Genomic DNA, 25,240 nt, shown 5'->3' on the forward strand with positions numbered 1-25,240 from the left:
AGGTTGCCGGCCCTTCGTCATTCGGTAAAGACCCGCCTCACGCGACGATGTTGTGGTTTCGCCGGAACACGTTGTGCGGATCCCACTCCGCTTTCACCGCACGCAACCGCTTAAGTGCCTCGGTCGAGAACATTCCCGGCACTGCTGCCGGACGTTCCGTGTCCGCGAAGTTTCCATATTCGGCCAGGCGACCGGATTCGATCTCTCGCCAGTGGGCGAGGATCGCTGCCCGTGTGTCGTCATCGATCATGCCGGGGATGTCAAACCCACCCGCCATCACGAACCACGTCGCCGACCTTGCCGGGAAGGGTGTCGTCTCTTGAGGCACGTCGGCGAACGCTCCCCCGAGTGAGCGCAGGAACACGACCGATGCCGGATACGCGCCGCGAAACGCCACCAGCCGATCGATGAGGTCATCGTCGAGCTCCGCAAAGAGGCCATTGCCGCCCAGGAACCCGGGCGGGGCAGCCGCGTCCTCCCCCGCCTCAGGCACGGGCATCTCGAGCAGGATCTCCCGGTATGCCGGAGTCGTCACCGCGGCTTCGGTGCCCTCCAATGCTGCCACCGGCGCGAGGGAAGTTCGCAGCGCATCCGCGTCGTCCCCTGCCCAGACCGCGGCCAGACGCGCCCCGGCCGGTGCGCTCGGGTCCATTGCCGGAACATCCATGTAGGTGACCGTCAGCTCGCGCGGGGCCGTGCGCATCAGATCACGGGTCGTGCGCAGCACAGCAGCGGCATCCCCACCGATCACATACTCGCCGTACGCGATGCCGGAGAGGTGATGGGCCGCGAAATCAAAGCGTGTCACGATGCCAAAGTTACCGCCTCCGCCCTTCAGCGCCCACAACAACTCGGCGTTCTCATCTGCTGTGGCCTCGACGATCTCGCCGGCTGCGGTCACGAGTTGTACGCCGATCAACTGATCGGCTGCGAGCCCCCAACTGCGCACCATCCAGCCGATTCCGCCGCCGAGCGTCAACCCGCCGACGCCGACGCTGGCGGTGTCACCCGAGCTGATCGCCAGCCCCGCATCCGTGAGCGCGGTGGCGACCGCGCCCCATGTCGCCCCGCCGCCGATATGCACGGTGGCGCCTTCGACGCGGATGTCCGCGAGTTCGGTGAGATCGATCCGCATGCCGTCCGGCACGTCTCGCGACCAGGGCCCATGGCCGCCGGATACGACGGTGATGGTGAGAGCTTCCTGCTGCGCGCGTCGCACCAGGGCGGCGACATCCTCCGGTGTCGCCGGAACTACTGTGAGTGGACTATTTGTCATGCGCTCACGCTAGCGACGGGCACCGACGTTTACGGCCAAATCGCGAGAATCGGCCATGCGCCGTCAGCGAACCGACGAGCTTCCGGGTACCACGACGGTCTTCAGACCCTCGCCGCGCGCCGCGGCGTCAAGGGCATCGAAGAAGCCAGCCAGTGGCACCTGTTTCGTGATCAGCGGTGTCAGCACAACGTCGCCCGCCGCGATCAGCCGCATCGCCGCGCGCCAGGAGGCCGGCGTGGATGCGAAGCCACTGGTGACGGTGAGCTCCTTGTATAAGACGATGTCGAACGGCAGCGTGACCTCGCGTCCAAATATCCCCACCTGCACATAGCGTGCACCTCGGCGCGCCGCACGCAGTGCGCCTGCCGCACCCGGAGCGGAGCCGGAGCATTCGATGACGACGTCGAAAGAGTCAGCCTCCGGTGTCTGCGCGGTCGTCCCGATACCGAGGTCTGCGGCAACCGCCAGACGTGCGGCATCGGCGGGGAGCCCGGCGAGGGTGACGATACCCCCGGATGCCTTCGCGACCTGTGCTGCCAGCTGTCCCATCGCTCCGGGCCCGGTGACGAGCACGCGGTCCCCCGGTTGCACGACCGGCGGATCGAGCAGGCACTGGGCGACGCAGGCGAGTGGTTCGCTGAGCACTCCGTCGAGTTCCCCTGGCGTTGCTGGCATCCGGTGCAGGTTGATGACCGGCAGCAGCATCTGGGTGGCGAACCCGCCGTTTCGGAATGATCCGATCGAGCGGCGGTCCGCGCACAGATTGCGGCGCCCTGCGCGACACATGTCGCACCTCTCGCAGGCGGCGAAGTAGGTCTCGGCTGCCACCTTGACACCGACCCAGGCCGCGTCTTGTTCAGATCCGACCGAGGAGACGACGCCGAGAACTTCGTGGCCCATCACGACCGGCCGCTCGTGGTCATACTCGTCATGGGCGACATGCACGTCGGTGCCGCAGATGCCGGTCGCGAGGACGTCGATGACGACCTGCCCTGCCCCAGCGATCGGAACGTCGACCTCGCCGAGCTCGATGCCCTCGACGCCGGGGCCACGCTTGATCACGGCGGGCATGGTGCTCATCGGTCACGGCTTTTCACGATGGCCGTGCGGAATGCGGCGGCGCGCGCGGCGAGGGCTATCAGGTCGCCGCCGGGGCGGGCAGCATCCCCCACCAGCGGTCCCCCCACGCCAAACCCGAAGGCACCCGCCGCGAGGAATGAGCCGATCGTCTCGACGTACACACCCCCGACGGGGATGATCCTGGCATCCGGGAATGGATCACGCACTGCCTTGATGAATCCAGCCCCGAGCGTGGCTGCGGGGAAAAGTTTCACCGCTGCCGCGCCGAGATCCATCCCCCGCTGAATCTCGGTGGGCGTGTAGACGCCGGGAAGCACACCGACACCCTGACTGATCGCGTATTCGACGGATGCCGTGAGCGTCGGAGTGACGATGAACTGCGCACCTGCGGCGAGCGCACGGTCGGTGTCTGACTCAGTGAGGACGGTTCCCGCGCCGATGAGTGCCTCGGTCGGGGCATCCGCCACGATCTGAGAGATCGCCTCCTCGGCATCCGCCAGAGTGAGTGTGATCTCCAGCGTCGTGACACCGGCGTCGATGAGTGTGCGCGCCGCGGCGACGGTCGCATCCACATCGGTGCCCCGCAGAATCGCCACCAGACGATCAGAAGCGATTCGATCGCGCAACTGCGCGTTGTCCACGGTGCTGTTCACCATTCCGCCACCGATCCGTCTGCGTGCCGCCAAATCGGGTTCTGCCATGTCTCCCAGCGAGACGCGGCATCCCGTACGGCCTTCTCGTCGATCTCGATTCCGAGACCAGCACCAGTCAACCGCTCAAACCCGCCATCGACGAACTTCAGCGGCGCCGTGTCGACGACATAGTCGAGCACCTCAGCACCCTGGTTGTAATGGATGCCGATCGACTGCTCCTGAATGAGGTAGTTCGGCGTCGCGAAACCCACCTGCAAGCATGCGGCAAGCGCGAGCGGCCCCAGCGGGCAGTGCGGGGCAAGCAAGACGTCGAACGTCTCCGCGAGAGCAGCGATTCGGCGTACCTCGGAGATCCCTCCGGCGTGGGAGAGGTCAGGCTGGGCGATGGCAATTCCGGCCTGCAGCACCGGAAGGAACTCCTGCCTGTTGTACAGCCGCTCCCCCGTGGCGATCGGAATCGTCGTCGCATCCACGATCCGGTCTATCGCGTGCGAGTTCTCCGGAACGACCGGCTCCTCAAGGAAGAACGGATGCAGCGGCTCCAACAACGGCGCCAAGCGGCGAGCGGTGGCGAGCGTGAATCGCCCGTGCAGATCGACCGCGACATCGCGATCGGGACCGAGTACGTCCCTGGCCATGGCGACCCGCGAGACGACGCCGTCCAGCTCCGCGACCGAGCCGTTTCGACTCATCTTGCCGGAGGCGTTCATCTTCACTGCGGTGAGTCCGACCTCGAGCTGCTCAGCGATGTGGTCGGCCACTTCGGCCGGGTCGTCACCGCCAACCCAGCCGTAGGCGCGGATGCGGTCGCGAACAGCACCGCCGAGCAGATCGTGTACCGGGACGCCGAGCCTCTTGCCCTTGAGGTCCCACAGCGCCTGATCGACGCCGGCGACGGCACTGGCAAGCACCGCGCCACCGCGATAGAACTGACTTTTGGTGAGTACCTGCCAGTGATCCTCGATCAGGCCGGGGTCGCGTCCCATGAGATAGCCGGCGAACTGGTCGACAGCCGCGCGCACGACATCGGCATAGCCCTCCAGCGACGCCTCACCCCAACCGACGAGGCCGTCGCTCGTCTCGATGCGCACGAACAGCCAGCGCGGCGCGACGGGGAATGACTCGATGCGGGCAATGGTGACAGTCATGGCGCACCTCCTGCCTGCGAGAGATAGTCGGCGGCAACCTGGGCGACAATCGCCTGCGGTGTGGCGATCACACTGACTCTGATTCCGTGCTCATCGGCGGCAAGCGGCTCAAGTGTGTCGTACTGCGACTGCAGCAGGGCTGGCGGCATGTACTCGTGCGTCCTGCCGCTCACGCGCTCACGCACCAATTCGACCGCTCCCCACGGGTCAACGAAGTACGCCTCTGGATCGTGCTCGCGGATGAGATCACGGTAGCTGCGGCGCAGTGCGGAGCAGGCCACCACGACGCCACCCGAGGGGGCTCGCTCAACCAGCGCAGCGCCCACCGCATGCAGCCATGGCTCGCGATTGTCATCCGTGAGCGCTGTCCCGGCTGCCATGAGCTCGATATTCTGCTCGGAGTGCAGGTCGTCCCCGTCGATGAAGGGGACGCCCAGTCGCTCTGCGAGCAGACTGCCGATGGTGGATTTGCCGATTCCCTGCACTCCCATCACCACGATGGATACGGTCCGTGCTGCAGACATGCTCAACCCTTTGTGGCGCCGGCGGTGAGCCCACTGACGATATAGCGCTGCGTGAACAGGGCGATCAGCATGATCGGCGTCGTCACCACGACGGATGCCGCCATGAGCGCACCCCAGTCGATCGAGGCGTAGCCGATGAAGTCGAAGATCGCCACCGGCAGCGTCTTGGTGGAGTTGCCGGAGAGCACGAGGGCGAACATAAAGTTGTTCCACGAGAAGATGAACGACAGGATCGTCGCCGTCGCGATACCTGGCACCGACAGCGGCAGCGTGATCCGGAAGAACGCGCCGATCGCAGTAAGTCCGTCCACCTGCGCCGACTCCTCCAGCTCCAGCGGAAGCTGATCGAAGAACGACATCATGATGTAGAGAATCAACGGCAGCGACACGAACATGTGCGAGAGAATCAACGGCGTATAGCCGCCGGTCAGCTTCAACTGGGCGAAGATGAAGTACCACGGCACCAGCAGGCTGACGCCGGGAATGATGCGCGCCAGCAGCACCACCATCGCCGATTTATTCATGATGAATCGGCTCATCGCGTAGGCGGCAGGAACCGCGAGCACGAGAGAGAGTGCCGTCGCCATGAAAGCGACGAAGAACGAGTTCCAGATGTAGACAAGGTAGTTGCCACGACGCGGATCGAACACCGTGCCGTAGTTCTCCAACGTCGGGTCGAAGATGAACGCCTTGGTGGGGTCGTAGATCTGCACATTCAGCTTGAGGCTGGCGAGCACCATCCATACAATCGGGCCGAGGAACGCGAGCACGATGAGGGCGAGCCCGACGAACCGTCCTACAGTCCCCCATCGGAACTTCCGTCGTCGCATGATCGGCGGCTTTGCGCCGCCGGTAACGAGGGTGCGGGTATCAGTCATCGAGGTCATGACTCCTTGCCCTTTCTCTGCATCTGGAGAACCCAGATCACGGCCAAGATGAGGAGGAAGAACAGGATCAACACCGCCGACGCCAGTCCGTACTCGTTGTAGTCGAAGCTCAGGCCATAGGCATACACGTTGAGCGTCTCCACGTCGTGGAATGCCCCGCCACCCTTGCCCTTGGTGGCGTAGAGGATGTCGAAGGTCTTCAGCGCATCGATGCCGCGCAGGAGAACCGCCGCGACGATCACCGGGCGCATCAGCGGGACGATGACGTACCAGAAGCGCTGCCAGCCGTTCGCACCGTCGACCTTTGCGGCTTCCTGGGGCTCGTCGGAGAGGCCGGTGAGCCCAGCGAGCAGGATGAGCGTGACCATCGGCGTCCACTGCCAGATGTCGACGAACGTCAGCGTAGCCAGCGACGTGGCAGGATCCGCCAACCACGGCTGAGGGGGGATGCCGACCCAGCTGAGCATCTCATTGATGAAGCCGATGTTCGGCTCGAAAAGCAGTCGCCACATCATGCCGACCGCGACCGGTGTCGCCACCAGCGGGAGCAGGATGATCGTTCGGACGACGCCTTGGCCTCGGAACGGCTTCCACAGCAGGAGGGCGATGATCATGCCGAGAATCAACTCGAAGAAGAGTGCGCCACCGGTGAAGGCGAACGTGCGCCAGACGGCGGGCCAGAACCGTTCGGTGTCGGTGAGCGCTTCGATGTAGTTCTCCGCGCCGATGAAATCGAAGGCCCGACGAACGGAACGCTTCGAATCGGTAAAGCTGAGAAAGACCGTCCAGCCCAGCGGGATGGCAAGCAGCAGAGCGGTGAAGGCGATAGAGGGACCAGCGAACAGCCACTTTCGGTGCCGATTGGCCCAGCGGCTGAAGCGCTCCAACGCCCCGACGTTCTCGGGTGTCTGTAGTGCAGTCATGAGTGCTTCCGTGAGGGTCGGCCGTCGTCGCCCCGGTGCTTCACCGGGGCGACGACGGACTGGCGGAATGGTTACTCGGCGTCCTCGAGAAGGAATTCGTCGAACGCCGTGTTCGCGGAGTCAACCGCCGCATCCACGTCGCCGCCGGCGATGGCCTCGACGATCGGACCGCCCACGAGCTCGCGGGCCAGTGACACCTGGATTACGAGAGGACGATCCTGGCCGACGCCGTTCGCGCCGTTGATTTTGATCGCCTCGACGAGCTCGGCCGGGTACTCGGCGGTCGCCTCGGGGTTGTCCCACACCGAGGTGCGTGCACCGGAGACACCGAGCTTGGCCATCTCCAGCGTGATCTCCTTTGACGTCGCCCACTGGACGAACTGCCATGCGGCGTCCTGGTTCGCAGAGGTCTCGTTGATGGCGAGTGCCCACGCCGCGACGTTATACGGCTTGGAACCGGCTTCGCCCTCGGGGAAGGCCGCAAAGCCGACCTGCTCAGAGACCGTCGACTGCGTCGGGTCGGTCATGTTCTTGTACAGGCTGTCAGCGTCTGCGATGAATGCGGCCTGACCCTGCTGGAACACGGCGAATGCCTCGGGCCAGCTCATCTCAGGGTTGATCGTGGCATCCGTGTGATTGCGGATGAGGTCGCCGTAGTACTGGTACGCGCCACGAGCCTCATCACTGCCGATCGCAGAGGTGCCGTCGTCATTGATCCACTGACCACCCGAGCTGAACAGGAACGCACTGAACTGAGTCACGGCCGCGGACTTGCCGGTACGACCGATGTAGCCGGCAACGTCTGGATGCAGCGCATGGATCGCCGCTGCCGCAGCATCGAGATCCTCGAGCGTGGCCGGCACTTCAAGGCCTGCCTCTTCGAGGAGGTCCTTGCGGTAGTAGAGCACGGTGCGCTCGGTGATGATCGGGACGCCGACAATCACGTCCTCGTAGGTGGTCAGCGACGCCGGCCCAGACTGGAAGTCAGACCAATCCCACTCCGTGTCGGCCTCGGCCCGCTCGGTGAGGTCGGCAAGGTAGCCGTTGCTGGCGAACAGCTTGTTCTCTTGCAGCGGGCGGTACATGAGCACGTCGATCTCATCCGTGCCGGCATTGAGCTTGACGTTGTACTGGTCAGAGAGCTGGTCTTCTGCGAGCTGCGAGATTTCGACGGTGGCGCCGGTCTCCTCCTCGAACTCCGGAATGAGTTCCTTGATGGTCTCGGTCCAGACGTGGTTGGCGAGGGTGACCCGAATGGTCTCGCCCTCGATGCCGGCGGTCTCGTCGGTCTCCGGCCCTGAGCTGCAGCTGACAAGTGCGCCAGCGACCACTGCTGTTGTTGCCGCCGCGAGGAAGCGGGCGGTCTTGGATCCGTACTTCACTGTGACTCCATCCTGAGCCGCGCGTCATCGCGACTGCTCCTGGTGCAGGTGTTCCGTTACATCTGCTTAGTGGTCAAGATAACCCTCACAAGTCATACCTATCAACCCGTGTAACCAAAAAGATATGCTCTAGTCATGAACACCGAAATCGTACTCACCACCGACGCCGCACCTTCAGTGGTGAAGGGTGACCTCCGCAATCTCGTACTTGACACCCTCGGGCGCGAAATCTGCGCGGGTGCGATCGGGCCGGAGACGACATTCACGACCGAGTCGATCGAGGCCCGCTTCCAGGTCTCTCGCTCTGTGGTTCGCGAGGCACTGCGGGCGCTCGAGGCGCTGGGTCTGACGACACCGAAGCGGCGGGTGGGCGTGCGGGTGCTGCCACTGACCCGATGGAACGTGTACGACCTGCAGGTCATCCGCTGGCGACTCGCGAGCCCCAGTCGTGTCGCGCAGCTGCGATCGCTCACTGAACTACGTGGAGCGATCGAACCTGCCGCCGCCCGAATGGCAGCGATGCGCGCCCCACTGAATCAGGCCAGCGATCTCGTGGGCCTCGCCGGAAGGCTCTGGGCTGCCGGGAAGGCTGGCGATGCGCCCGCGTTCTTGACCCTCGACAAGGAGTTTCACTCCCTCATTCTCACGATGAGCGGCAACGAGATGTTCGCTCAGCTGCATCATCTCGTCGCCGAGGTACTCACCGGTCGCTCCCAGTACAGCCTGATGCCACAGTTCCCGGCATCCGAAGCACTGCAGATGCATGTGGACATCGCCACCGCCATCCAAACCGGAAACGCCGACAAGGCTGCCTCGTCGATGGTCGCCATCATGGATCGCACGCTCGCCGAGATGAGCTCGATCTGGGACAACGAGGTCCCGATCATCGGCTGACTGTCACTGACCGCGAAACTCACAGATCACGCATAGCCGTTTCCATAGCAATCACATAGGAGATTGCCCAGAATGGTTCCATGAGCAACGACCAGCCCGAACTGCGCCGTCCCGATGGTTCTCCTCTGCGTATCCTCGCCGTGGACGATGAGCAGATGCTCACCGATCTGCTCGCCATGGCGTTGCGCATGGAGGGCTGGGAAGTGCGCACGGCATCCTCCGGTCTGGAGGCACTCCAGGTCGCACGCGAATTCGAGCCTGACGCGCTGGTGCTCGACATCATGATGCCCGACCTCGACGGCATGAGTGTCCTGCGACGCCTGCGCGAAACGGGCAACTTCGTACCCGTCCTGTTCCTCACCGCGAAGGATGCCGTCGGTGACCGCATCGCGGGCCTCACCGCCGGTGGTGACGACTATGTGACGAAGCCGTTCAGCCTGGAGGAGGTCATCGCGCGTCTGCGTGCGATCATCCGTCGCACCGGGCTTGCGACGAGCGACGAGGGCCAGTCGATTCTTCGCGTCGGCGATCTCACACTGAATGAGGACAGCCACGAAGTCGAGCGCGACGGCACCGAGATCGAACTGACCGCCACCGAGTTCGAACTGCTCCGCTATCTCATGCGCAATGAGCGCCGAGTGCTCTCGAAGGCGCAGATTCTCGACCGGGTGTGGAGCTACGACTTCGGTGGCAAGTCCTCGGTCGTGGAGCTGTATATCTCCTACCTCCGTAAGAAGATCGATGCCGGGCGCACGCCGCTGCTGCACACTGTTCGCGGCGTCGGGTACATGATCAAGGCCCCGCAGTGAGCTCAACGGGGATGACGCGGCACCCGCTGACCCTGCAGACGCGGCTGATGGCCGCCGTCATCGGATTCGTGTCGCTCATCCTCATCATCGTCGCGGTGATCACGAGCGCGACGCTCGGCCAGGCACTGGAAGGGCGGCTGCAGGATCAACTGAATCGGATTGCGAGCCAGACAACAGTTCTCGTCAAACAGGCGCAAATCTTGACTGTCGCCGGCCGGCCGCTCACCGCACAGAATGTGCTCGCCGGTCAGCACTATCCCGGCCTACTCCTGGCAATCGCATTTGAGGACGGCGCCAGCGGCGCTCTGGTCACGTCCGAAGGGACGACCGTTCTCTCGGACGCCCAGTTCGAAGCCCTCACCGACGCTGTCAAGACATCGCCGAACACCTCTGTGATGTTGGACGGTCTCGGTTCCTTCTCCGTCACCGTCAGAGAATCAGGCGGCATCGGAATCGTCACCGGCCTGCCTCGCGATGAGGTACAGAGCACCATGGCGCAGTTGCTCACCGTCATCACGCTCGCCACCCTCGGCGGACTCATCCTGCTTGCGCTCACCACAACGATCACGATTCGGATGAGTCTGCGACCCCTGCGAGCGGTGGCGGCGACGGCAATGCGCGTGGCCAATCAGCCATTGGATCGTGGCGAGGTCACCATTACCGAGCGCGTACCGACCTACGAGGCCGATCCCCGAACCGAGACCGGCCTCGTAGGCGCATCGTTGAACAAGCTGCTCGATCACGTCAACGATTCCCTCGCATCGCGGCAGAACAACGAGGAGCGGATGCGACGGTTCGTCGCGGATGCCAGCCATGAGCTACGTACTCCCCTGGCGTCCATTCGCGGGTATTCCGAGCTCTCGCTGCGGGATCGGACACTGCCGGACACAGCTCAGACGGCGCTGGAGCGCATCCAGGCACAGTCACTGCGGATGACCCGACTGGTCGAGGATCTGCTGTTGCTGGCTCGCCTGGATGAGGGTCAGGAACTCGTGCACGGCACAGTCGATCTCACCCAACTGGCACTGGAGGGGCTGGCCGACGCGCGCCCCACTGCTCCAGAGCATCACTGGAGCATCGATGTTCCAGAGGAGCCGGTGACCATGCTCGGCGATGCGGGGCGACTGCATCAGGTGGTCGCGAACCTGCTCGCGAACGCACGCACTCACACACCGGCAGGCACCCAGATCACCCTGGGCGTCGCTGTGGAGAATGATCAGGCCGTGATCCGCGTGCATGATGATGGTCCAGGCATCGACCCGCAGGTGCGTGATGAAATGTTCGCTCGCTTCGCGCGAGGAGACAGTTCACGCGCCCGCCAGACCGGTGGCACCGGTCTGGGGCTTGCGATCGTCAAGGCCATCGTCGAAGGTCACGACGGAGAGATCTCGGTGGAGTCAGAGCCCGGCAATACGACATTCGCGGTCAGGTTCCCCCGGACGCCCGTGGTGTGACCCATCCCGGCTCACACTTGCAGGGCCGAGGCACGGATGCAGTGGCATCCGTCGGCGTTTCGCCATACATCCGTTCGATCGCCCTGCAGGTGTGCAGCTCAGACGCGCCATGCCATCCGCGCTAGCGCCGCGATGATTGCAGCCTCGACCATGGGCCAGTCGTAGACGACGAGCGCGTAGTCGAAACGGAGCGTCTCATATCCGAGAAGGGATGCCGCGGCATCCCTCACAAGATCCTTGTGTCGGTGTGACTCGTCGTCATGGTTCTCTTTGCCGTCGGTCTCCAAAATCAGGTGCTCGCCGATGACGAAGTCGACCGTGCCGACCGTGGGAATCACGACTTGACAGTCAAGAAGGATGCCAAGCAGATGGAGGCGCAGCCGCAGAAGTGATTCGAGACCGCTGTCCGCGTCGCTGCGGGCAAGATCGACAAGCCAGCGCGCGTTCACCGGTAGTCGCGCGCGCACACGGGTCCTCGCAGAAGAGGTGATCTTCCGCGGCCGAAGCGCCGATTCGAGCGCCGCGAAGAACGCCTCGTCACCATGACAGTGATAGACATGCACGAGCACGACCTCCAGCGGCGCCAGCCCGAGGCTCATCCTCCCAGCGAAGAAGTGTCCGACGTATGAGCAGCTCCTCGGATGATGGACTCTTCCGGTGCCGCCCAACCAGACGTGCACGGTGGCATCGTCATTCAACGTCCAAATGCTATGCCGGCGCAGTGCGCGCGCACAGGTCACGGCGCCGCCGTGCGCGGCAGCATCGATCAGTTCCGCATCGGTGGAGGGCACGGCGAAGACGCCTGGACGCACCCGCAGGATGCTTCCGTCCTTCACTGAGTTCGACAGCATCCTTCGGGAGAATCCGAACTCCTGAAGACGAGTTCCTCGGGCGATTCCGCCCGCGTGTGTGATGAGTTGGGATGGTTGCAGCATCCGCCGATCCTGTCCCATCCCGAGGCTCGAGAACTTGCCCCGACGGCGATTGTGGATGAAATCGCGAGGTCTCGCAGATGTGCAGGACAAGTCGCCGTGCACACTTGCAGGGCCGAGGCACGGATGTCGAGGCATCCGTCGGCGTTTCGCCATACATCCGTTCGATCGCCCTGCAAGTGTGCCGGGGCGAGCGTCCGCCGGGGCACCGGTCAGTACCCGGCGAAGGCGTCCGTCGTCAGGGTGCGTGCTTTCTTCAGCGCCGGGGCGAGATCGGCGAGTAGCCGCGGCGGGCCCGAGATGAAGGTGTGCCGAGTCGAGATATCCGGAACCACCCGCTCCAGTCCCTCCGCGTCCAGGCGCACTCCCTGCGCCCAGGTCCAGTGCGCGGGAAGATCAGCCGGAGCATCCCTCGTGAATATGACAACAGGCACGCCGGTCGCCTCGAGTTCTGCGCGGAACGCGAGCTCTGCGGCCTCGGCTGCGACATAGACGAGCACGACATCACGCTGCACGCCATCGGCCTGCATTTGCCGCAACTGCGAGACGAATGGTGTGACGCCTATGCCCGCGGCGACCATGAGCACCGGCACATCGCTGTGCGGCAACACGAAATCGCCCCACGTTCCGGTGACGGCAAGGGTGGCACCCGGCTCGGCACTCGCCAGCGCCCTCTTATACGACGACGGATGCTTCTGATCGCCGCTTTTGTACGCGATCCGCAGCGTCGGGAGGTCGGCCGGCGCGGAGACGATGCTGAACTCGCGGCGTGTGCCACGTGCATCCGGATGGCGGTGCGGCACATCGAGCTCGAGGTACTGCCCCGGCACGAACTTCAGCTTCCCCTTGGCCCGGAACGTCAGCTCCTGCGCCGTCGGGGTGATGAACTCACGCTTGTGAAGAGTGAGTCGCACCGAACCGCGTAGAGCGAACGCGACAGCGAGCAGGTTTCCGATCAGCAGCGCCCGCTCCTGTCCCAGAGTGAAGAGCCCTCCGACGAGGATCGGCCAGCCGGCGAGCACGCCGACCAGCGCCGCGACCGAGAACTGCTGCCAGCGCCGGGGCGGACTCGTCAGCGGCTCAGAAACCATGAACACGCCGAGGAAGAGGTACGGCGACTGCAGCACGGCGAACCCAATCGCGGATGCGAGATCGAAGTCGATCCCGAACTGCTCTGCCTGCACCGCTTGACGCACGACCGCAGTGCCGACCGCGATCAGCAGGAAGACCAGCACCACACGCACCTTCTCGGTGCGCCACAGCAGGACCAGCCCGAAGACGGCGACCGGGATCGCGAGGGCGCCGTTTCCGACCCACCAGGATGCGGAGGTGCCGAGCCATTCGAATGCACCGAACGAGCCGACGATAGTGACCACGGCTGCGCCGAACGCCGCCGGATTCAGGATGTGCCGGCCTCGCCAGGCAATGACGTACTTGGACAGGCTCGCGAGAGCACCCGCTAGCGCAAGGCCGAGGATGCTCGCCGGCTCGACCCCCGGCCTCATCACGAACAGCAGAATCAGCGCGGTGACCAGCGAAGACTCCACCCGCCATGGCAAGTGCAGAATCCGCTGCGCGCCCGCATCGACGGCCGAGATGACGACGGCGAGCACGACGAACGAGACGACGAGTTCCAGGGGCGTGGGCGACACGATCACGCCGAACACGGAGAGCACCAGCGCGATGAGCGCCAGCGCCGTCAGAGCGAAGAAGACCAGCCGGTACATTGACACAGCGCCGAGAACTGCGAGCACCCGTTGACGGATGGCAGTGAATGAAGACGTCACAGATTAACTCTTCCCTATCTGTGGCCCGCTGAGGCCGTGAACAGCTCAACCGGGGCATTCACAGAGCGTTCTGCGCGTCCGTCGGTACTCATTCGCACCCACTCCACGCCCCAGCGATCGGCAAGTTCTGCGCCCCCAGCGAAGAACAGCGCTGTGGCTGCGGCATCCGCTCGCATCGCGTTGGTGGCAATAGCCCAGGTCGCCGCCCATGTTCGCACTGGCAGTCCGGTTCGCGCATCCAGCACGTGGTGCAGGCCGTCGCCCCACGCGCGCCGATTGATGGCGGATGCGGACAGCGCCCGATCGCGAATCGCCGCGATGCCGATGGCTTTGGTCACATCGAACGGATGCTCCAGGCCAATCCGCACCTCGGCGCCCCGCACGGCCAGATCGCCACCGGCGTCGACGATGAGGTCACCTTCGATCTCGGAGAGCGCATCGATCACGAGATCAACGAGTCGCCCCTTTCCGAGTGCGCCCACGTCGATCACGCCAGCGGATGCCAGGGACAGCTCCGATGGGGTCCAGGTGAGGATGCTCTGCCAATCGGATGGCGCCGCTCGCGGAGCACCGGCGGCGAGGGAGTATCCGGCGTCGTAGCCGAGCGCGTTGAGGCTCTCCCCGACCAGCGGATTCACGGCTCCATCGGTGGCTTCGGACAGCTCGCGGTACACGTCAAGCATTGCCGCAGCATCCGTCGTCACCGCAGCGATACCGCCCGCTTCAGAGAGCCGTGTCACCAGCGAGTCTTCACGAAAACGGGACCAGGTCAGGTCGAAGTCGTCGATGAGGGCGTCGATCTTCGTGCGCTGCGCCTTGGGCAGCGGGTTCTCGGTCTCGATCTCCCACCTCGTACCGATTGCGTCGAAGCTCCAGACGGACATCGTGGACTAGACCGCGGCCTGCTCTTTGATGTCGTCCACCGCAGAGTTGAACCCACCGCTGGTGAGCGATGAACCCGCGACGCGACTGACATTCAGCTCGTGGATCGCAACCCCGACTACTTCCTCGGCGATCCCGGTGATGAAGACGCCCTGATACTGCTCGCTCTCGCGGGCCTGCGGGTCACCGGTCACCGTGACATCGGTGATCACGCCGTCTTCGAGGCGCAGCATGACCGAGATCTGCTCCACCGTCTCGGGCGTCTGGTACGCGCCTTTGGCGGTGTACGTGCCATCGACGTACTCACCGGAGCCGGACGATTCCTGCGCGCCGGAATCCGCCTCGGTCGCCGTCGCGCCCTGAGCCTCAGCCGTGCCCTTCACGTCTGCGTCAGCAGTACCAGAGCATCCGGCCAACACCAGAAGCCCGGCGACACCTGCGACGGCGGCGCCCTTGCGAACGGATGACGGGACGGTCGAGCTGATCATGAATTCGAGAGTAGGACGACCCGCTATGCGCTTGCTGTGGTCGTGCGTTACGCGTCGCCACCGAACATGCTGGTGACTGAACCGTCCTGGAACACCTCGTGGACAGCGCGTGCCAGCAGCGGGGCGATCGGCAAAACAGTGAGCCCATCCCAGCGACGTGATTCGCTCAGCGGGATCGTGTCGGTGACGACGACCTCGTCGATCGAAATATCCTGAAGACGCTCACTTGCCGGGTCGCTGAAGATCGCGTGTGTGGCAGCGACGATCACGCGGCGCGCGCCTGCGGACTTCAATGCCTGCGCAGCCTTGACGATGGTGCCACCGGTGTCGATCATGTCGTCAACAAGCAGGCAGGTGCGGCCTTCGACGGCACCGACGATCTCGTGTACGGAGACCTGGTTGGCGACCTTCGGGTCGCGGCGCTTGTGAATGATCGCCAGCGGGGCACCCAGACTGTCCGACCAGGTGTCAGCCACGCGTACGCGCCCCATGTCGGGCGAGACGATCGTGAGGGTCTCACGGTCTTCTGCAGTGAGGTTCGTCTTGAAGTACTCCAACAGCACCGGCTTTGCGAACAGGTGGTCGACGGGGCCATCGAAGAAGCCCTGGATCTGCGCGGCGTGCAGGTCGACGCTCATGATGCGGTCGGCGCCAGCCGTCTTGAGCAGGTCCGAGACGAGGCGGGCGCTGATCGGCTCACGGCCGCGACCCTTCTTGTCCTGGCGCGAGTACGGGTAGTACGGGGCGACGACCGTGATGCGCTTCGCCGATGCACGCTTGGCGGCATCGATCATGATGAGCGTCTCCATGAGCCACTCATTGACCGGCGTACCGAAGGTCTGAATCAGGAACAGGTCGCATCCGCGGATCGAGACTTCGAAGCGGGCATAGATCTCGCCAGACGCGAATGTGCGGTGTTCGACGGGTACCGGCTGGATGCCGAGTCCCTCGGCGACCGCTGCAGTCAGCTCTGGGTGTGAACGACCGCCTGCGACGACGAGCCGCTTCTTGGTCTTCGAGATGAGCCCGGGGGCCACACCGTTGTCTCGATCTAATGCAACGGTCTTCTTCTTGTGCCCCATGACCTGCCTTACTCTGCGGTTTTATTCGCTCGGGATGCCGCGTGTGCAGCGCCGGTCCCGGCACGATTCTTCTCGACCCACCCCTCGACATTGCGTTGAGGGGCCACGCTCAAGGCCAGGGCACCAGCAGGGACGTCCTTTCGGACGACCGCTCCCGCTCCGGTCTTCGCACCAGCACCAATCCTAACGGGCGCGACGAAGACGTTATGCGAGCCCGTGTGCACCTCGTCACCGATCTCGGTGCGGTGCTTGACGATGTCGTCATAGTTGGCGGTGATGGCACCGGCGCCGAGATTGACGCGATCACCGATCGTGGTGTCGCCAACGTAGGAAAGGTGCGGAACCTTGCTGCCCTCACCGATCTGCGAATTCTTCGTCTCTACGAAGGTGCCGATCTTGCCGTTCGCGCCCAGTACCGTGCCAGGGCGGATGTAAGCGAAGGGACCGACACTCGCACCGGCGCCGATGACGGCGAGCGTCGCATCGGTACGACGGATGACGGCATCCGCACCGACCTCGCAGTCGACCAACGATGTGTCTGGACCGATCACGGCGCCGGAGTCGATGACGGTTGCGCCGGAGATGATCGTGTTCGGCAGGATGGTGACGTCAGCCGCGAGCTTCGCGTCGTCATCGATCCAGGTGGTCGCGGGGTCGATGATGGTGACACCCTCGCGCTGCCAGTGGCGCACGATGCGATTGTTGAGCACGCGGCCTGCCTCGGCCAACTGGATCCGATCGTTGACGCCGAAGGTCGCGGCGGAGTCCCCGGCGACCTCGGCCGCGACGATCTCCTGCGCTTGGCGCAGCAGCCCGATCACGTCGGTGAGGTACATCTCGCCCTGCGCGTTGTTCTGGTCGACCTTCGCCAGGAAGGTGCGCAGTGCGGAGGCTCGGAACACATAGACGCCGGAGTTGATCTCGGAGACTGCGGCCTCTTCTGCTGTGGCATCCTTCTGTTCCACGATGCGCGCCACGGTGCCGCCGGCGTCGCGGATGATGCGGCCGTAGCCGGTCGGATCGTCCAACAGCGCGCTGAGCACTGTGGCCGCAGCGGAGGCTCCTCGGTGCGCGTCGACCAGCGCCTGCAGAGTCTCTGCTTCCAGCAGCGGCACATCGCCGGAGAGCACGAGCACGTCGCCGGTGAAGTCCGCTGGCAGCGCGTCGACAGCGATCTGCACTGCGCGCCCGGTACCAGGAATCTCGTCCTGGTCGACAATGATGGCGTCCGGGTAGTGCTCGGCGAGCACTGCAACGACACGGTCACGCTCATGACGGACCACGACCTCGATGCGCTCCGCGCCGAGACGGGATGCCGTAGTCAGCACATGTCCGACAAGCGAACGTCCGCTGATCGAGTGGAGCACCTTCGGCAATCGCGACTTCATGCGGGTGCCCTGCCCCGCGGCGAGCACGATGATCGCGAGCTTGTTCTCCGTCATGCTCCGCCGCCAGGATTCGAACCTAGACTTAACAGCTCCAAAGGCTGTCGTGCTGCCATTACACTACGGCGGACCGCGGCGATGAGGCCGCGAGACAATTCTGCCATGCCTGAGGGGTCCACCGTCGCCACGAGTGATGTTCGTCTGAGGCGATAATGGACAGATGAGCGAGGCAGATGAAGTCGACCGGATCGTCGGCGCGTGGAATACCCAGCGCCCCGACCTTGATTTCTCCCCGCTCGAGGTGCTCTCCCGGATGGATCGCCTTTCCAAGCATCTCGACCGCGCACGACGTGATGTCTTCCGGCGCAGTGACATCGAGACCTGGGAATGGGATGTACTTTCTGCTCTTCGCCGGGCGGGCACTCCGTTCCAGCTCTCCCCCAAGCAGCTTCTGCAGCAGACTCTCGTCTCCAGCGGCACCATGACCAACCGGATTGATCGGCTGGTGGGACGCCGCTTCGTGCGCCGAGAGGCCGATCCAGGAGATGGCCGCAGCGTTCAGGTCACGCTGACCGACGATGGCCGCATTCGGGTCGATGCCGCGATCACCCGCCTTGTCGACGTCGAGGCCGAACTGCTGCAGGCACTGTCGCGCACCGATCGAGACCGCATGGCGACTCTGCTGCGCAAACTCAGCCTGAGCTACGACTCCTGATGGCGGTGCACTCCTGATGGCGATGGCCTCCCCGCTTCCCGTCCGCGACGGCGTCGGCGCCACTCGACTGCATCTGCCGCGCACTGGCCCCTGGCCGACAGCGAGCGCCTACATGGTCGAACGCTTCTTCCATCTCGATCCGGAATGGCTACGCGAACGCTTCGATCGCGGTGAAATTGTCGCCGCTGACGGCTCGGCCCTGACCCGATACACACCGCTGGAGGCTGAAGAGTTCGTTTGGTATTACCGGGAGCCGCCGGCCGAGACCGAGATCCCGTTCTACTCCGAGATCCTGTACCAGGACGATGACCTCGTTGTCATCGACAAACCACATTTTCTGCCGAGCACCCCCGCCGGGAAGTATGTGCAGAACTCAGCGCTCGTGCGCCTGCGGAGACAACTCGACAACTCAGATCTCGCGCCGATCCATCGGCTTGACCGCGCCACCGCCGGGCTGCTGATGTTCTCGGCCCGCGTGCAGACGCGCGGTGCTTACCAGGTGATGTTCCAGAAGCGGCAGATTACGAAGGTCTACGAGGCAGTGTCCACACGGCCCGAACATTGGGAGAACCCGTTCCCCTTGACCGTGCGCACCCATATCGAGAAGTTGCGCGGTCAGCTCTGCGTCGAGGTCGACCCGTCACGAGAGCCGAACTCCGAGACGCTCATCGAGCTGATCGACGCCGACGATCAGGTCATCCACACACTGTTGCGACCGCACACCGGCAAGATGCACCAGTTGCGCGTGCATCTCGCCTCGGTGGGCGCCGGTATTCTGCACGACAACCTCTACCCGATACTCACCGATGAGAAGCCAGACGACCACGAGCGGCCGCTCCAGCTGCTCGCCAGAGAGCTGCGTTTCATCGATCCGCTGACGGGCAAGCAGCGCGAGTTCCTGAGCCGACGCACGCTGAAGTACGCACCGTGAGGCGGCTCGGGCCGCGTGAGTGGGCCCTCGTTGGCGTCATCGGAGCGCTGATCGTCGCGCTGGTCGTGGTCCTCGCAGTGGTCTGGCCTCGCGCCGATGCCGCGCCTGCCGTGACCAGCGCGCCGAGCGCCACCCCGGATCCAACGCCCACACCCACTCCCACTCCGACCCCCACCGGCTTCCCGGCGAACACCGGCGTCTACGACGCGCTCACACTCCCAGAGGCGAATGTGTTCGCCGTGCTGCCGCAGCTCCCGGTCGACGCCGACCCGGATGCGCCGTTCTCCGGATACACCGCCCGCGCCATCACCGACGCCGCGCCCGTCTGGGCCGATCCACTCGGAGAGCCGGTGGCAGCGCTACCGCGCGAGCACCGATACGGCGGCACAACGGTCGCCGTGGTGGAGCACGAGGAGAACTGGGTACGCGTGCTCCTGACCGGGCGCCAGAGCATCCCGTCCCAGGGAAATCCGGCACAGCTGACCGGATGGCTGCGCACCGCCGACGTCGAACTGGTGGCCACGGACACAACGGTCGAGGTCAGCCTGTCCGCACGCACGGTCGATATCGTCCGCGCAGGCGTTCCCGAACGTATCGCGACAGACTTCGCGTTCGGCGCCGATGTCTCCCCCACGCCGCTCGGGCGTGCGTTCATCCACCTGACCGAGGTCACCTCATTCGGCTACACGCGTGGTCACCCGATCGTCTATCTGTCCCTGCAGTCGCCCGTTCTCGATGGGTTCGGCGGCGAGAACGTCGCAGTGACCGCGTTTCATTATCACGACAACCGCACCGGGGCCATCTCGAACGGATGCATCCGCCTCGACGAGACGGCCATCACGAGGCTCTCCGAACTGCCGGAGGGCACCGGCGTCATCATCAGGCCCTGACGTGGGCGACGAGGGCGCGGAGTCAGTCGCTGGCCGTCGGCCGAGGCCAGTCGCGGCCGGTCCGCTCCTCGATCGAACGATTGAAACGCCCAAGCAGTTCGGCGAAGGCCTCACGATCCTCGCTGGCCCAGTCCTCCATCAGACGGCCCAGGCCCGCGCGGCTGGCGGCGCGTTCCTCCTGAGCTGACAGCTCGCCGTGCGCCGTGGCCCGGAACTTCCTCGCGAGCCCGCCATCCGGGTCGGCGATGCGCTCCGCGAGATCGTCTCGCAGCAGTGCGGCCGTCTGGCGGTTGAGGGTCGAGGCATCCAGCCCAGTCACCGCGCTGAGTTCGCCGATACTCTGCGGCCCACCAGCCTGCAACAGATTGAGCAGAGTGTATGCGCTTTGATCGAGCACGCCTCCACTGCGGCGGGTGCGCCCCGGCAAGGAGGAGAGGTGACGTTCGAAAACCATCGACTCGTACTCGATGACATTGATCGGATCCGCGGTCATTTCGCCATCATGCCACATGAATATGCCACATGCACAACATGTGTAAGATACATAAGTGACCACGATTCCCCGCACCGACAGCACGCCCACGCAGGGCGCTCCACTCGTTCGCCCCGGCCTTGTCATCGCGGTGCTCGCCGCGGCCGGCATCGTGGTGTCGCTCGCGCAGACCCTGGTGATACCAATCCTCGGCACTCTGCCCCAAATCTTCGCCACGAATGCAACGAACACTTCCTGGATCATCACCATCACGCTGTTGACCGGCGCGATCTCGACGCCGATCGCCGGGCGTCTCGCCGACATGTACGGCAAGAAGCGGATGATGCTGATCGCCATCATCCCGTTCATCATCGGATCGGTCATTTGCGCGATCGCGGGCGACGTCGTGACGATGATCGTGGGGCGCGGGCTGCAGGGTCTCGCCAGCGGTCTCATTCCGCTCGGCATCTCTCTCCTGCATGACATCCTCCCGAAGGAGAAGGTCGGGGCCGCGATCGCTCTGATGAGCTCCTCGATGGGCATCGGCGGTGCCCTCGGTCTGCCGATCGCCGCGGGAGTGAGCCAGTTCGCGAGCTGGCGAGTGCTCTTTTGGGCGACGGGTCTCGCGGCGGTCCTCGTGGCGGTCGCTCTCATCAAAGTGGTTCCCGCCCGCAATGCGATTCGAAACGAGAGCAGGTTCGACTACGTCGGTGCAATCGGTCTTGCGATTGGACTCACAGCGCTGCTGCTGGCCATCTCCAAGGGTTCGGAGTGGGGCTGGACGAGCGGTCTGACTCTCGGTTGCTTCGTCGTCGCCATCGTCGTACTGATGCTGTGGGGCAAATACGAACTCGGTCGACGCGCACCGCTGGTGAATCTTCGCACCACCGTCGCGCCCGTCGTGCTGCTGACGAACATGGCGTCGATCCTCATCGGCTTCGCGATGTACGCCATGAACCTGATCGTGCCTCAGGTGATGCAGTTGCCCACCGAGATCGGCTACGGCCTCGGGCAGAATATGGTGCAGATGGGCCTCTGGCTCGCACCGATGGGCCTCGGCATGATGGCTGTGTCCAAGCTCGGCGCCTCGATCAGTCGCACTCGCGGACCGCGGACCACCCTCATCATGGCGTGCATCGTGATTGCTGCCGGCTACGGCCTGGCGACTCTCGTTCTCGCCACGATCGGTGCTCGTGAGCCTGGCCCGGCCAACAGCACAACAATCTTGTGGACGCTCATTCTGATGGCCTCTAGCAGCACGATCACCGGATGCGGCATCGGCTTCGCGTACGGCGCGATGCCTGCCCTCATCATGGGCTCGGTGCCCGCCAGTGACAAGGCGGCCGCCAACGGCTTCAACTCACTCATGCGGTCGCTCGGCACGTCTGTTTCATCCGCCGTCATCGGCGTCGTCCTGGCGTCGATGGTTTTTTCCTACGGCGAGCACGCGCTCCCCGCACACGCAGGATTCGTGGTTTCGCTGCTCATCGGCTGCGTGAGTGCGATCGTCGCAGCCCTCATCACCGCTGCGATTCCGCGCGAGCTCAGCCGAGCTGGTCGCTGAGCTCCAACCAGCGCGCCTCGTACGTCTCGACCTCTGCCTCCAGCGTGCTGATTCGCTTCATCTTGTCGGCGAGACCCTCGTAGTCGGACTGATCGTGCTCGACGAGAGCATGCTTGGCCTTGTCGATCTGCTGCGTCAGCTTCTGGATCTTCCGCTCGGCGGCCGCGACCTCTTTCTGAGCAGTGCGGAGGGCTGCGCCTTCCAGACCGGATGCCCGGGTGGATGCCGAGGCAGATGCCGACTTCGGGGAATTCTGCTCGGCGGTGCGCAGGCGAAGGTACTCGTCCACTCCCCCTGGCAGGTGACGGAGCTTTCCGCCTATGACGGCGAACTGCTGGTCGGTGACCCGCTCGATGAAGTACCGGTCGTGGCTCACCACGAGGAGCGTGCCCGGCCATGAATCGAGGAGGTCCTCGATCGCAGCGAGCATGTCAGTGTCCATGTCGTTGGTCGGCTCATCGAGAATCAGCACGTTCGGCTGCTCGAGCAGCACGAGCAGCAATTGCAGTCGGCGTTGCTGGCCACCGGAGAGATCCTTCACCGGAGTCGAGAGCTGAGCGGACGAAAAGCCGAGACGCTCCAGCAGTTGGCTGGGAGTGAGTGACTGCGACTTGGAGCCTGCGCCGAACGTGTATTCCGTGCGCAGGCTCGCGACGACCTTGCGCACCGGGTCGTTCCAGACCGCGGTCAGTTCATCGGTTCGCTGAGTCAGCGTCTTCACCTTGACGGTCGTGCCTCGCTTCACTCGACCGCTGGTGGGCTCAATAGTGCCGGCGACGAGTCCGAGGAGCGTCGACTTTCCGGCGCCGTTGACGCCCAGAATCCCGGTGCGCTCTCCCGGAGCGATCCGCCACTCCACATCGCGGAGCACCTCACGCTCGCCCTCGCCGATCCCCGAGCCTGTCGAGGGGTAGGTGACACCGGCATCCAACAGGTCGACGACATCCTTGCCCAGCCGCGAGACGGCGAGCGACTGCAGCGAGACGGCATCGCGGATCTCGGGGACGTCCTCGATGAGCGAGTTCGCGGCATCGATGCGGAACTTGGGCTTGGCTGTACGTGCGGGTGCGCCCCGGCGCAGCCACGCGAGCTCCTTGCGGGCGAGGTTCTGACGCTTGGCTTCAACAACCGACGACATCCGGTCACGCTCGACGCGCTGCAGGATGTACGCGGCGTAGCCGCCCTCGAAAGGCTCGACGATACGGTCGTGCACCTCCCACGTCTCGGTGCACACCTCATCGAGGAACCACCGGTCGTGTGTGACGACGAGGAAGGCGCCAGAGTTCACTGCCCAGCGCTTATTCAGATGTCCTGCGAGCCAGGTGATCGCCTCGACGTCGAGGTGGTTGGTCGGCTCGTCGAGCGCGATGATGTCCCAGTCCTTGACGAGGAGGGTGGCGAGGGCGACGCGGCGACGCTGGCCACCGCTAAGACCCAGCACAGGCGCGTTCCAGTCGAGGTCGGCGAGCAACCCTTGAATGACGTCGCGCACGCGCGAGTCACCAGCCCATTCGTACTCCGGAACGTCGCCAACGACGCTCTGGGCGATCGTGAGGGAGTCATCGAGTGTGTCTGCCTGATCCAGCACGCCGACGGTGGTGCCCGCGCGCATTGTCACGCGTCCGCCGTCCGGCTCCTTGCGGCCAGCGAGCATTGCCAGCAGGCTGGATTTGCCGTCGCCGTTGCGTCCGACGATGCCGATCCGATCCCCCTCCTCGATCCCGAGGGTGATGGAGTCGAAAACGACCTTGGTCGGGTATTCCAGGTGGAGGGCCTCGGCCCCGAGAAGATGTGCCATGTCGTCTCAAGGGTAGTCGTCATACATGGGAGAAGCCGCCCAAGCACAAGGCTCGAGCGGGTACGGCGTCACTCCAGCGGGGTCATATCCTCGAAGCCCTTGGACACCGGATCGTTGAGCAGCGATTCGAAGGCGAGCTCAGCCGGTGCGATCTGCATCAGGTGCGACCTCATGCGCGCGCGCTCGAGACGGACGGTGCGACCCTCCGCGCCCACGGGATGGAGCCGCACAGCGGCCGACAGGCGTTCACGGCTCGTCGCCAGCAGCACGCCGAGGTAGCCGGACAGCACAACCATCTGGGGCGCGAATGCGTTGACGAAGTTGGTCAGCGCGACCGAAAGCACATCGACCTGTCTGGCCACCTCGGCGAGGATCACGGGGTCGCGCACGAGTCCGAGTTCGATGTCGAGTTCGTCCTCGTCTAGGCCTCGTCTGCCCAGCAGTGCAAGCACCTTCACCGGATGCACTTCGATCTGGAGACACCCGCGGCGGCCGCAGGAGCAGAGCGCTCCGGACGTGTTGATGACCGTGTGGCCAAACTCTCCTGCGAACCCGGAGGTGCCGCGCACCAGAGCGCCATCGAGGACCAGAGCGCCACCGATGCCGTTCATGGAACCGCTCAGGTAGAGAACGTTGTCGACGTCGCGCCCGACGCCGAACCTCGTCTCCGCCATCGCGCCGACGCTTGTATCGTTGCCGACGGTCACCTCCATCCCGAGTGCATCCGCGAGACGATGCGCCAGGTTCTCCCGGCGCCAGCCGAGCGAGGGCGACAGCAGCACCGCACCCCTGTGGTCGACGAGGCCGGGAACTGCGACACCCGCTCCAACGAGTCGGTAGTGGCGATCGATGTCTGCGCGCATACCGTCGATCAGCGACGAAGCGAGCTGCGCGAAACGCCTCGGGCTCGGGGGCTTGGCGAGGTCGTGGCGGACCCGCGAGTGCACGGTCCCGCCCAGGCCGACCAAAGCCACGGAAACGGCGTGTGGGTCGGCAGTCACGCTCAGCGCGACGACGCGGTCGTCGGCCGCGACACCCAGTGACGGACGGCCGGCGCGGCCGGTGGGCTTCACCGATGTTTCGCACACGACCTGCAGATCGAGGAGCTCCTGGACCAGACCCGTCACCGTCGAACGATTCAGCCCTGTCAGCGCGCCGATCTCCGATCGAGACATGGCGCCGGACCCGTGCACCAGCTGCAGCACCGAGGACAGGTTCTGCTGTCGCACGTCCTCATTCGTCGTGCGCGCGGCCGGACGGGCGACTGCGGAAGGTACGGAAAAG

The 25,240-nt window shown here is 64.6% G+C and carries 24 protein-coding genes and 1 tRNA gene; 7 read left to right on the forward strand and 18 right to left on the reverse strand.

Annotated elements, in window-relative coordinates:
- Positions 1-37: 37 nt before the first annotated feature.
- The 8 genes from ACSU1G_RS14040 to ACSU1G_RS14075 form a co-directional block, all read right to left on the reverse strand.
- On the reverse strand, positions 38-1,276 hold the full coding sequence (locus ACSU1G_RS14040; RefSeq protein WP_439280574.1) for an FAD-binding oxidoreductase: 1,239 nt from the start codon (positions 1,274-1,276) through the stop codon (positions 38-40).
- Positions 1,277-1,339: 63 nt separating this feature from the next.
- Complete coding sequence (locus ACSU1G_RS14045; protein WP_439280575.1) at positions 1,340-2,356, reverse strand: alcohol dehydrogenase catalytic domain-containing protein; 1,017 nt, start codon at positions 2,354-2,356, stop codon at positions 1,340-1,342.
- Positions 2,353-3,057, reverse strand: coding sequence for a bifunctional 4-hydroxy-2-oxoglutarate aldolase/2-dehydro-3-deoxy-phosphogluconate aldolase (locus ACSU1G_RS14050; RefSeq protein ID WP_439280576.1), 705 nt, complete (start codon positions 3,055-3,057; stop codon positions 2,353-2,355). Before ACSU1G_RS14050 ends, ACSU1G_RS14045 begins: the two co-directional genes overlap by 4 nt.
- A complete protein-coding gene (dgoD, locus tag ACSU1G_RS14055) occupies positions 3,006-4,157 on the reverse strand; it encodes a galactonate dehydratase (RefSeq protein WP_439280577.1) in 1,152 nt (383 codons plus the stop codon). The genes ACSU1G_RS14050 and dgoD overlap by 52 nt, the downstream gene beginning before the upstream one ends.
- Positions 4,154-4,681: a gluconokinase gene (locus tag ACSU1G_RS14060; protein ID WP_439280578.1), complete on the reverse strand. Its 528-nt coding sequence runs from the start codon at positions 4,679-4,681 to the stop codon at positions 4,154-4,156. Before ACSU1G_RS14060 ends, dgoD begins: the two co-directional genes overlap by 4 nt.
- A 2-nt stretch (positions 4,682-4,683) precedes the next feature.
- Positions 4,684-5,559 (reverse strand): carbohydrate ABC transporter permease, encoded by an 876-nt coding sequence (locus ACSU1G_RS14065; RefSeq protein WP_439280579.1) that lies wholly within the window; start codon positions 5,557-5,559, stop codon positions 4,684-4,686.
- Between the two features lie 5 nt (positions 5,560-5,564).
- Positions 5,565-6,491 (reverse strand): carbohydrate ABC transporter permease, encoded by a 927-nt coding sequence (locus ACSU1G_RS14070; protein ID WP_439280580.1) that lies wholly within the window; start codon positions 6,489-6,491, stop codon positions 5,565-5,567.
- A gap of 71 nt (positions 6,492-6,562) precedes the next feature.
- Positions 6,563-7,873, reverse strand: coding sequence for an ABC transporter substrate-binding protein (locus tag ACSU1G_RS14075; RefSeq protein WP_439280581.1), 1,311 nt, complete (start codon positions 7,871-7,873; stop codon positions 6,563-6,565).
- A gap of 135 nt (positions 7,874-8,008) precedes the next feature.
- On the opposite strand from ACSU1G_RS14075, the gene ACSU1G_RS14080 reads away from it, so the two are divergent.
- From ACSU1G_RS14080 to ACSU1G_RS14090, 3 genes are all read left to right on the forward strand, one after another.
- Complete coding sequence (locus tag ACSU1G_RS14080; protein ID WP_439280582.1) at positions 8,009-8,767, forward strand: FadR/GntR family transcriptional regulator; 759 nt, start codon at positions 8,009-8,011, stop codon at positions 8,765-8,767.
- An 80-nt stretch (positions 8,768-8,847) separates the two neighbouring features.
- Positions 8,848-9,576 carry a response regulator transcription factor gene (locus ACSU1G_RS14085; protein WP_439280583.1) on the forward strand — a complete coding sequence of 243 codons (729 nt, stop codon included), beginning with the start codon at positions 8,848-8,850 and terminating at the stop codon, positions 9,574-9,576.
- Positions 9,577-9,602: 26 nt separating this feature from the next.
- The gene (locus ACSU1G_RS14090; RefSeq protein ID WP_439280888.1) at positions 9,603-11,030 is read left to right on the forward strand and encodes a sensor histidine kinase; all 1,428 of its coding nucleotides are present in this window, start codon (positions 9,603-9,605) and stop codon (positions 11,028-11,030) included.
- A 98-nt stretch (positions 11,031-11,128) separates the two neighbouring features.
- Here ACSU1G_RS14090 and ACSU1G_RS14095 read toward each other — a convergent pair whose 3' ends face one another.
- The 7 genes from ACSU1G_RS14095 to ACSU1G_RS14125 all read right to left on the reverse strand — a co-directional run bounded on the left by ACSU1G_RS14095 (position 11,129) and on the right by ACSU1G_RS14125 (position 17,716).
- The gene (locus ACSU1G_RS14095; RefSeq protein WP_439280584.1) at positions 11,129-11,965 is read right to left on the reverse strand and encodes a DUF559 domain-containing protein; all 837 of its coding nucleotides are present in this window, start codon (positions 11,963-11,965) and stop codon (positions 11,129-11,131) included.
- A gap of 209 nt (positions 11,966-12,174) precedes the next feature.
- On the reverse strand, positions 12,175-13,749 hold the full coding sequence (locus ACSU1G_RS14100) for an FAD-dependent oxidoreductase (RefSeq protein WP_439280585.1): 1,575 nt from the start codon (positions 13,747-13,749) through the stop codon (positions 12,175-12,177).
- Between the two features lie 14 nt (positions 13,750-13,763).
- On the reverse strand, positions 13,764-14,633 hold the full coding sequence (locus tag ACSU1G_RS14105; protein WP_439280586.1) for an FAD:protein FMN transferase: 870 nt from the start codon (positions 14,631-14,633) through the stop codon (positions 13,764-13,766).
- A 6-nt stretch (positions 14,634-14,639) separates the two neighbouring features.
- Positions 14,640-15,119: an FMN-binding protein gene (locus ACSU1G_RS14110; RefSeq protein WP_439280587.1), complete on the reverse strand. Its 480-nt coding sequence runs from the start codon at positions 15,117-15,119 to the stop codon at positions 14,640-14,642.
- A 47-nt stretch (positions 15,120-15,166) separates the two neighbouring features.
- Positions 15,167-16,201 carry a ribose-phosphate diphosphokinase gene (locus tag ACSU1G_RS14115; RefSeq protein WP_439280588.1) on the reverse strand — a complete coding sequence of 345 codons (1,035 nt, stop codon included), beginning with the start codon at positions 16,199-16,201 and terminating at the stop codon, positions 15,167-15,169.
- An 8-nt stretch (positions 16,202-16,209) separates the two neighbouring features.
- A complete protein-coding gene (gene glmU, locus ACSU1G_RS14120) occupies positions 16,210-17,643 on the reverse strand; it encodes a bifunctional UDP-N-acetylglucosamine diphosphorylase/glucosamine-1-phosphate N-acetyltransferase GlmU (RefSeq protein WP_439280589.1) in 1,434 nt (477 codons plus the stop codon).
- A 1-nt stretch (position 17,644) separates the two neighbouring features.
- Positions 17,645-17,716 (reverse strand) — tRNA-Gln (locus tag ACSU1G_RS14125).
- A gap of 90 nt (positions 17,717-17,806) precedes the next feature.
- Between ACSU1G_RS14125 and ACSU1G_RS14130 the strand changes: the two genes are divergently transcribed.
- The 3 genes from ACSU1G_RS14130 to ACSU1G_RS14140 are packed head-to-tail and all read left to right on the forward strand — an operon-like array spanning position 17,807 to position 20,122.
- On the forward strand, positions 17,807-18,301 hold the full coding sequence (locus tag ACSU1G_RS14130) for a MarR family winged helix-turn-helix transcriptional regulator (RefSeq protein ID WP_439280590.1): 495 nt from the start codon (positions 17,807-17,809) through the stop codon (positions 18,299-18,301).
- Between the two features lie 22 nt (positions 18,302-18,323).
- A complete protein-coding gene (locus tag ACSU1G_RS14135) occupies positions 18,324-19,232 on the forward strand; it encodes a pseudouridine synthase (RefSeq protein WP_439280889.1) in 909 nt (302 codons plus the stop codon).
- Positions 19,229-20,122 carry a L,D-transpeptidase gene (locus tag ACSU1G_RS14140; protein WP_439280591.1) on the forward strand — a complete coding sequence of 298 codons (894 nt, stop codon included), beginning with the start codon at positions 19,229-19,231 and terminating at the stop codon, positions 20,120-20,122. Before ACSU1G_RS14135 ends, ACSU1G_RS14140 begins: the two co-directional genes overlap by 4 nt.
- A gap of 22 nt (positions 20,123-20,144) precedes the next feature.
- Here the strand turns inward: ACSU1G_RS14140 and ACSU1G_RS14145 are convergent, their stop codons facing one another.
- Entirely contained in the window at positions 20,145-20,615 is a 471-nt protein-coding gene (locus tag ACSU1G_RS14145) for a MarR family winged helix-turn-helix transcriptional regulator (RefSeq protein ID WP_439280592.1), read from the reverse strand.
- A 55-nt stretch (positions 20,616-20,670) separates the two neighbouring features.
- Between ACSU1G_RS14145 and ACSU1G_RS14150 the strand changes: the two genes are divergently transcribed.
- Positions 20,671-22,158: an MFS transporter gene (locus tag ACSU1G_RS14150; protein WP_439280593.1), complete on the forward strand. Its 1,488-nt coding sequence runs from the start codon at positions 20,671-20,673 to the stop codon at positions 22,156-22,158.
- Here the strand turns inward: ACSU1G_RS14150 and ACSU1G_RS14155 are convergent.
- The gene (locus ACSU1G_RS14155; protein ID WP_439280594.1) at positions 22,139-23,956 is read right to left on the reverse strand and encodes an ABC-F family ATP-binding cassette domain-containing protein; all 1,818 of its coding nucleotides are present in this window, start codon (positions 23,954-23,956) and stop codon (positions 22,139-22,141) included. The two genes, ACSU1G_RS14150 and ACSU1G_RS14155, sit on opposite strands and share 20 nt — an antisense overlap.
- A 68-nt stretch (positions 23,957-24,024) precedes the next feature.
- Positions 24,025-25,185 carry an ROK family protein gene (locus ACSU1G_RS14160; RefSeq protein WP_439280595.1) on the reverse strand — a complete coding sequence of 387 codons (1,161 nt, stop codon included), beginning with the start codon at positions 25,183-25,185 and terminating at the stop codon, positions 24,025-24,027.
- Between the last annotated feature and the right edge of the window lie 55 nt (positions 25,186-25,240).

The sequence above is a fragment of the Microbacterium sp. A93 genome, assembly GCF_051842835.1.

What these genes read in the sequence shown, in the direction of transcription:
- ACSU1G_RS14040 (WP_439280574.1), bottom strand. Translation starts at nt 1,276, where the DNA reads ATGACAAATAGTCCACTCACAGTAGTTCCGGCGACACCGGAGGATGTC.
- ACSU1G_RS14045 (WP_439280575.1), bottom strand. Translation starts at nt 2,356, where the DNA reads ATGAGCACCATGCCCGCCGTGATCAAGCGTGGCCCCGGCGTCGAGGGC.
- ACSU1G_RS14050 (WP_439280576.1), bottom strand. Translation starts at nt 3,057, where the DNA reads ATGGCAGAACCCGATTTGGCGGCACGCAGACGGATCGGTGGCGGAATG.
- dgoD (WP_439280577.1), bottom strand. Translation starts at nt 4,157, where the DNA reads ATGACTGTCACCATTGCCCGCATCGAGTCATTCCCCGTCGCGCCGCGC.
- ACSU1G_RS14060 (WP_439280578.1), bottom strand. Translation starts at nt 4,681, where the DNA reads ATGTCTGCAGCACGGACCGTATCCATCGTGGTGATGGGAGTGCAGGGA.
- ACSU1G_RS14065 (WP_439280579.1), bottom strand. Translation starts at nt 5,559, where the DNA reads ATGACTGATACCCGCACCCTCGTTACCGGCGGCGCAAAGCCGCCGATC.
- ACSU1G_RS14070 (WP_439280580.1), bottom strand. Translation starts at nt 6,491, where the DNA reads ATGACTGCACTACAGACACCCGAGAACGTCGGGGCGTTGGAGCGCTTC.
- ACSU1G_RS14080 (WP_439280582.1), top strand. Translation starts at nt 8,009, where the DNA reads ATGAACACCGAAATCGTACTCACCACCGACGCCGCACCTTCAGTGGTG.
- ACSU1G_RS14085 (WP_439280583.1), top strand. Translation starts at nt 8,848, where the DNA reads ATGAGCAACGACCAGCCCGAACTGCGCCGTCCCGATGGTTCTCCTCTG.
- ACSU1G_RS14095 (WP_439280584.1), bottom strand. Translation starts at nt 11,965, where the DNA reads ATGCTGCAACCATCCCAACTCATCACACACGCGGGCGGAATCGCCCGA.
- ACSU1G_RS14105 (WP_439280586.1), bottom strand. Translation starts at nt 14,633, where the DNA reads ATGTCCGTCTGGAGCTTCGACGCAATCGGTACGAGGTGGGAGATCGAG.
- ACSU1G_RS14110 (WP_439280587.1), bottom strand. Translation starts at nt 15,119, where the DNA reads ATGATCAGCTCGACCGTCCCGTCATCCGTTCGCAAGGGCGCCGCCGTC.
- ACSU1G_RS14115 (WP_439280588.1), bottom strand. Translation starts at nt 16,201, where the DNA reads ATGGGGCACAAGAAGAAGACCGTTGCATTAGATCGAGACAACGGTGTG.
- glmU (WP_439280589.1), bottom strand. Translation starts at nt 17,643, where the DNA reads ATGACGGAGAACAAGCTCGCGATCATCGTGCTCGCCGCGGGGCAGGGC.
- ACSU1G_RS14130 (WP_439280590.1), top strand. Translation starts at nt 17,807, where the DNA reads ATGAGCGAGGCAGATGAAGTCGACCGGATCGTCGGCGCGTGGAATACC.
- ACSU1G_RS14135 (WP_439280889.1), top strand. Translation starts at nt 18,324, where the DNA reads ATGGCCTCCCCGCTTCCCGTCCGCGACGGCGTCGGCGCCACTCGACTG.
- ACSU1G_RS14145 (WP_439280592.1), bottom strand. Translation starts at nt 20,615, where the DNA reads ATGACCGCGGATCCGATCAATGTCATCGAGTACGAGTCGATGGTTTTC.
- ACSU1G_RS14155 (WP_439280594.1), bottom strand. Translation starts at nt 23,956, where the DNA reads ATGGCACATCTTCTCGGGGCCGAGGCCCTCCACCTGGAATACCCGACC.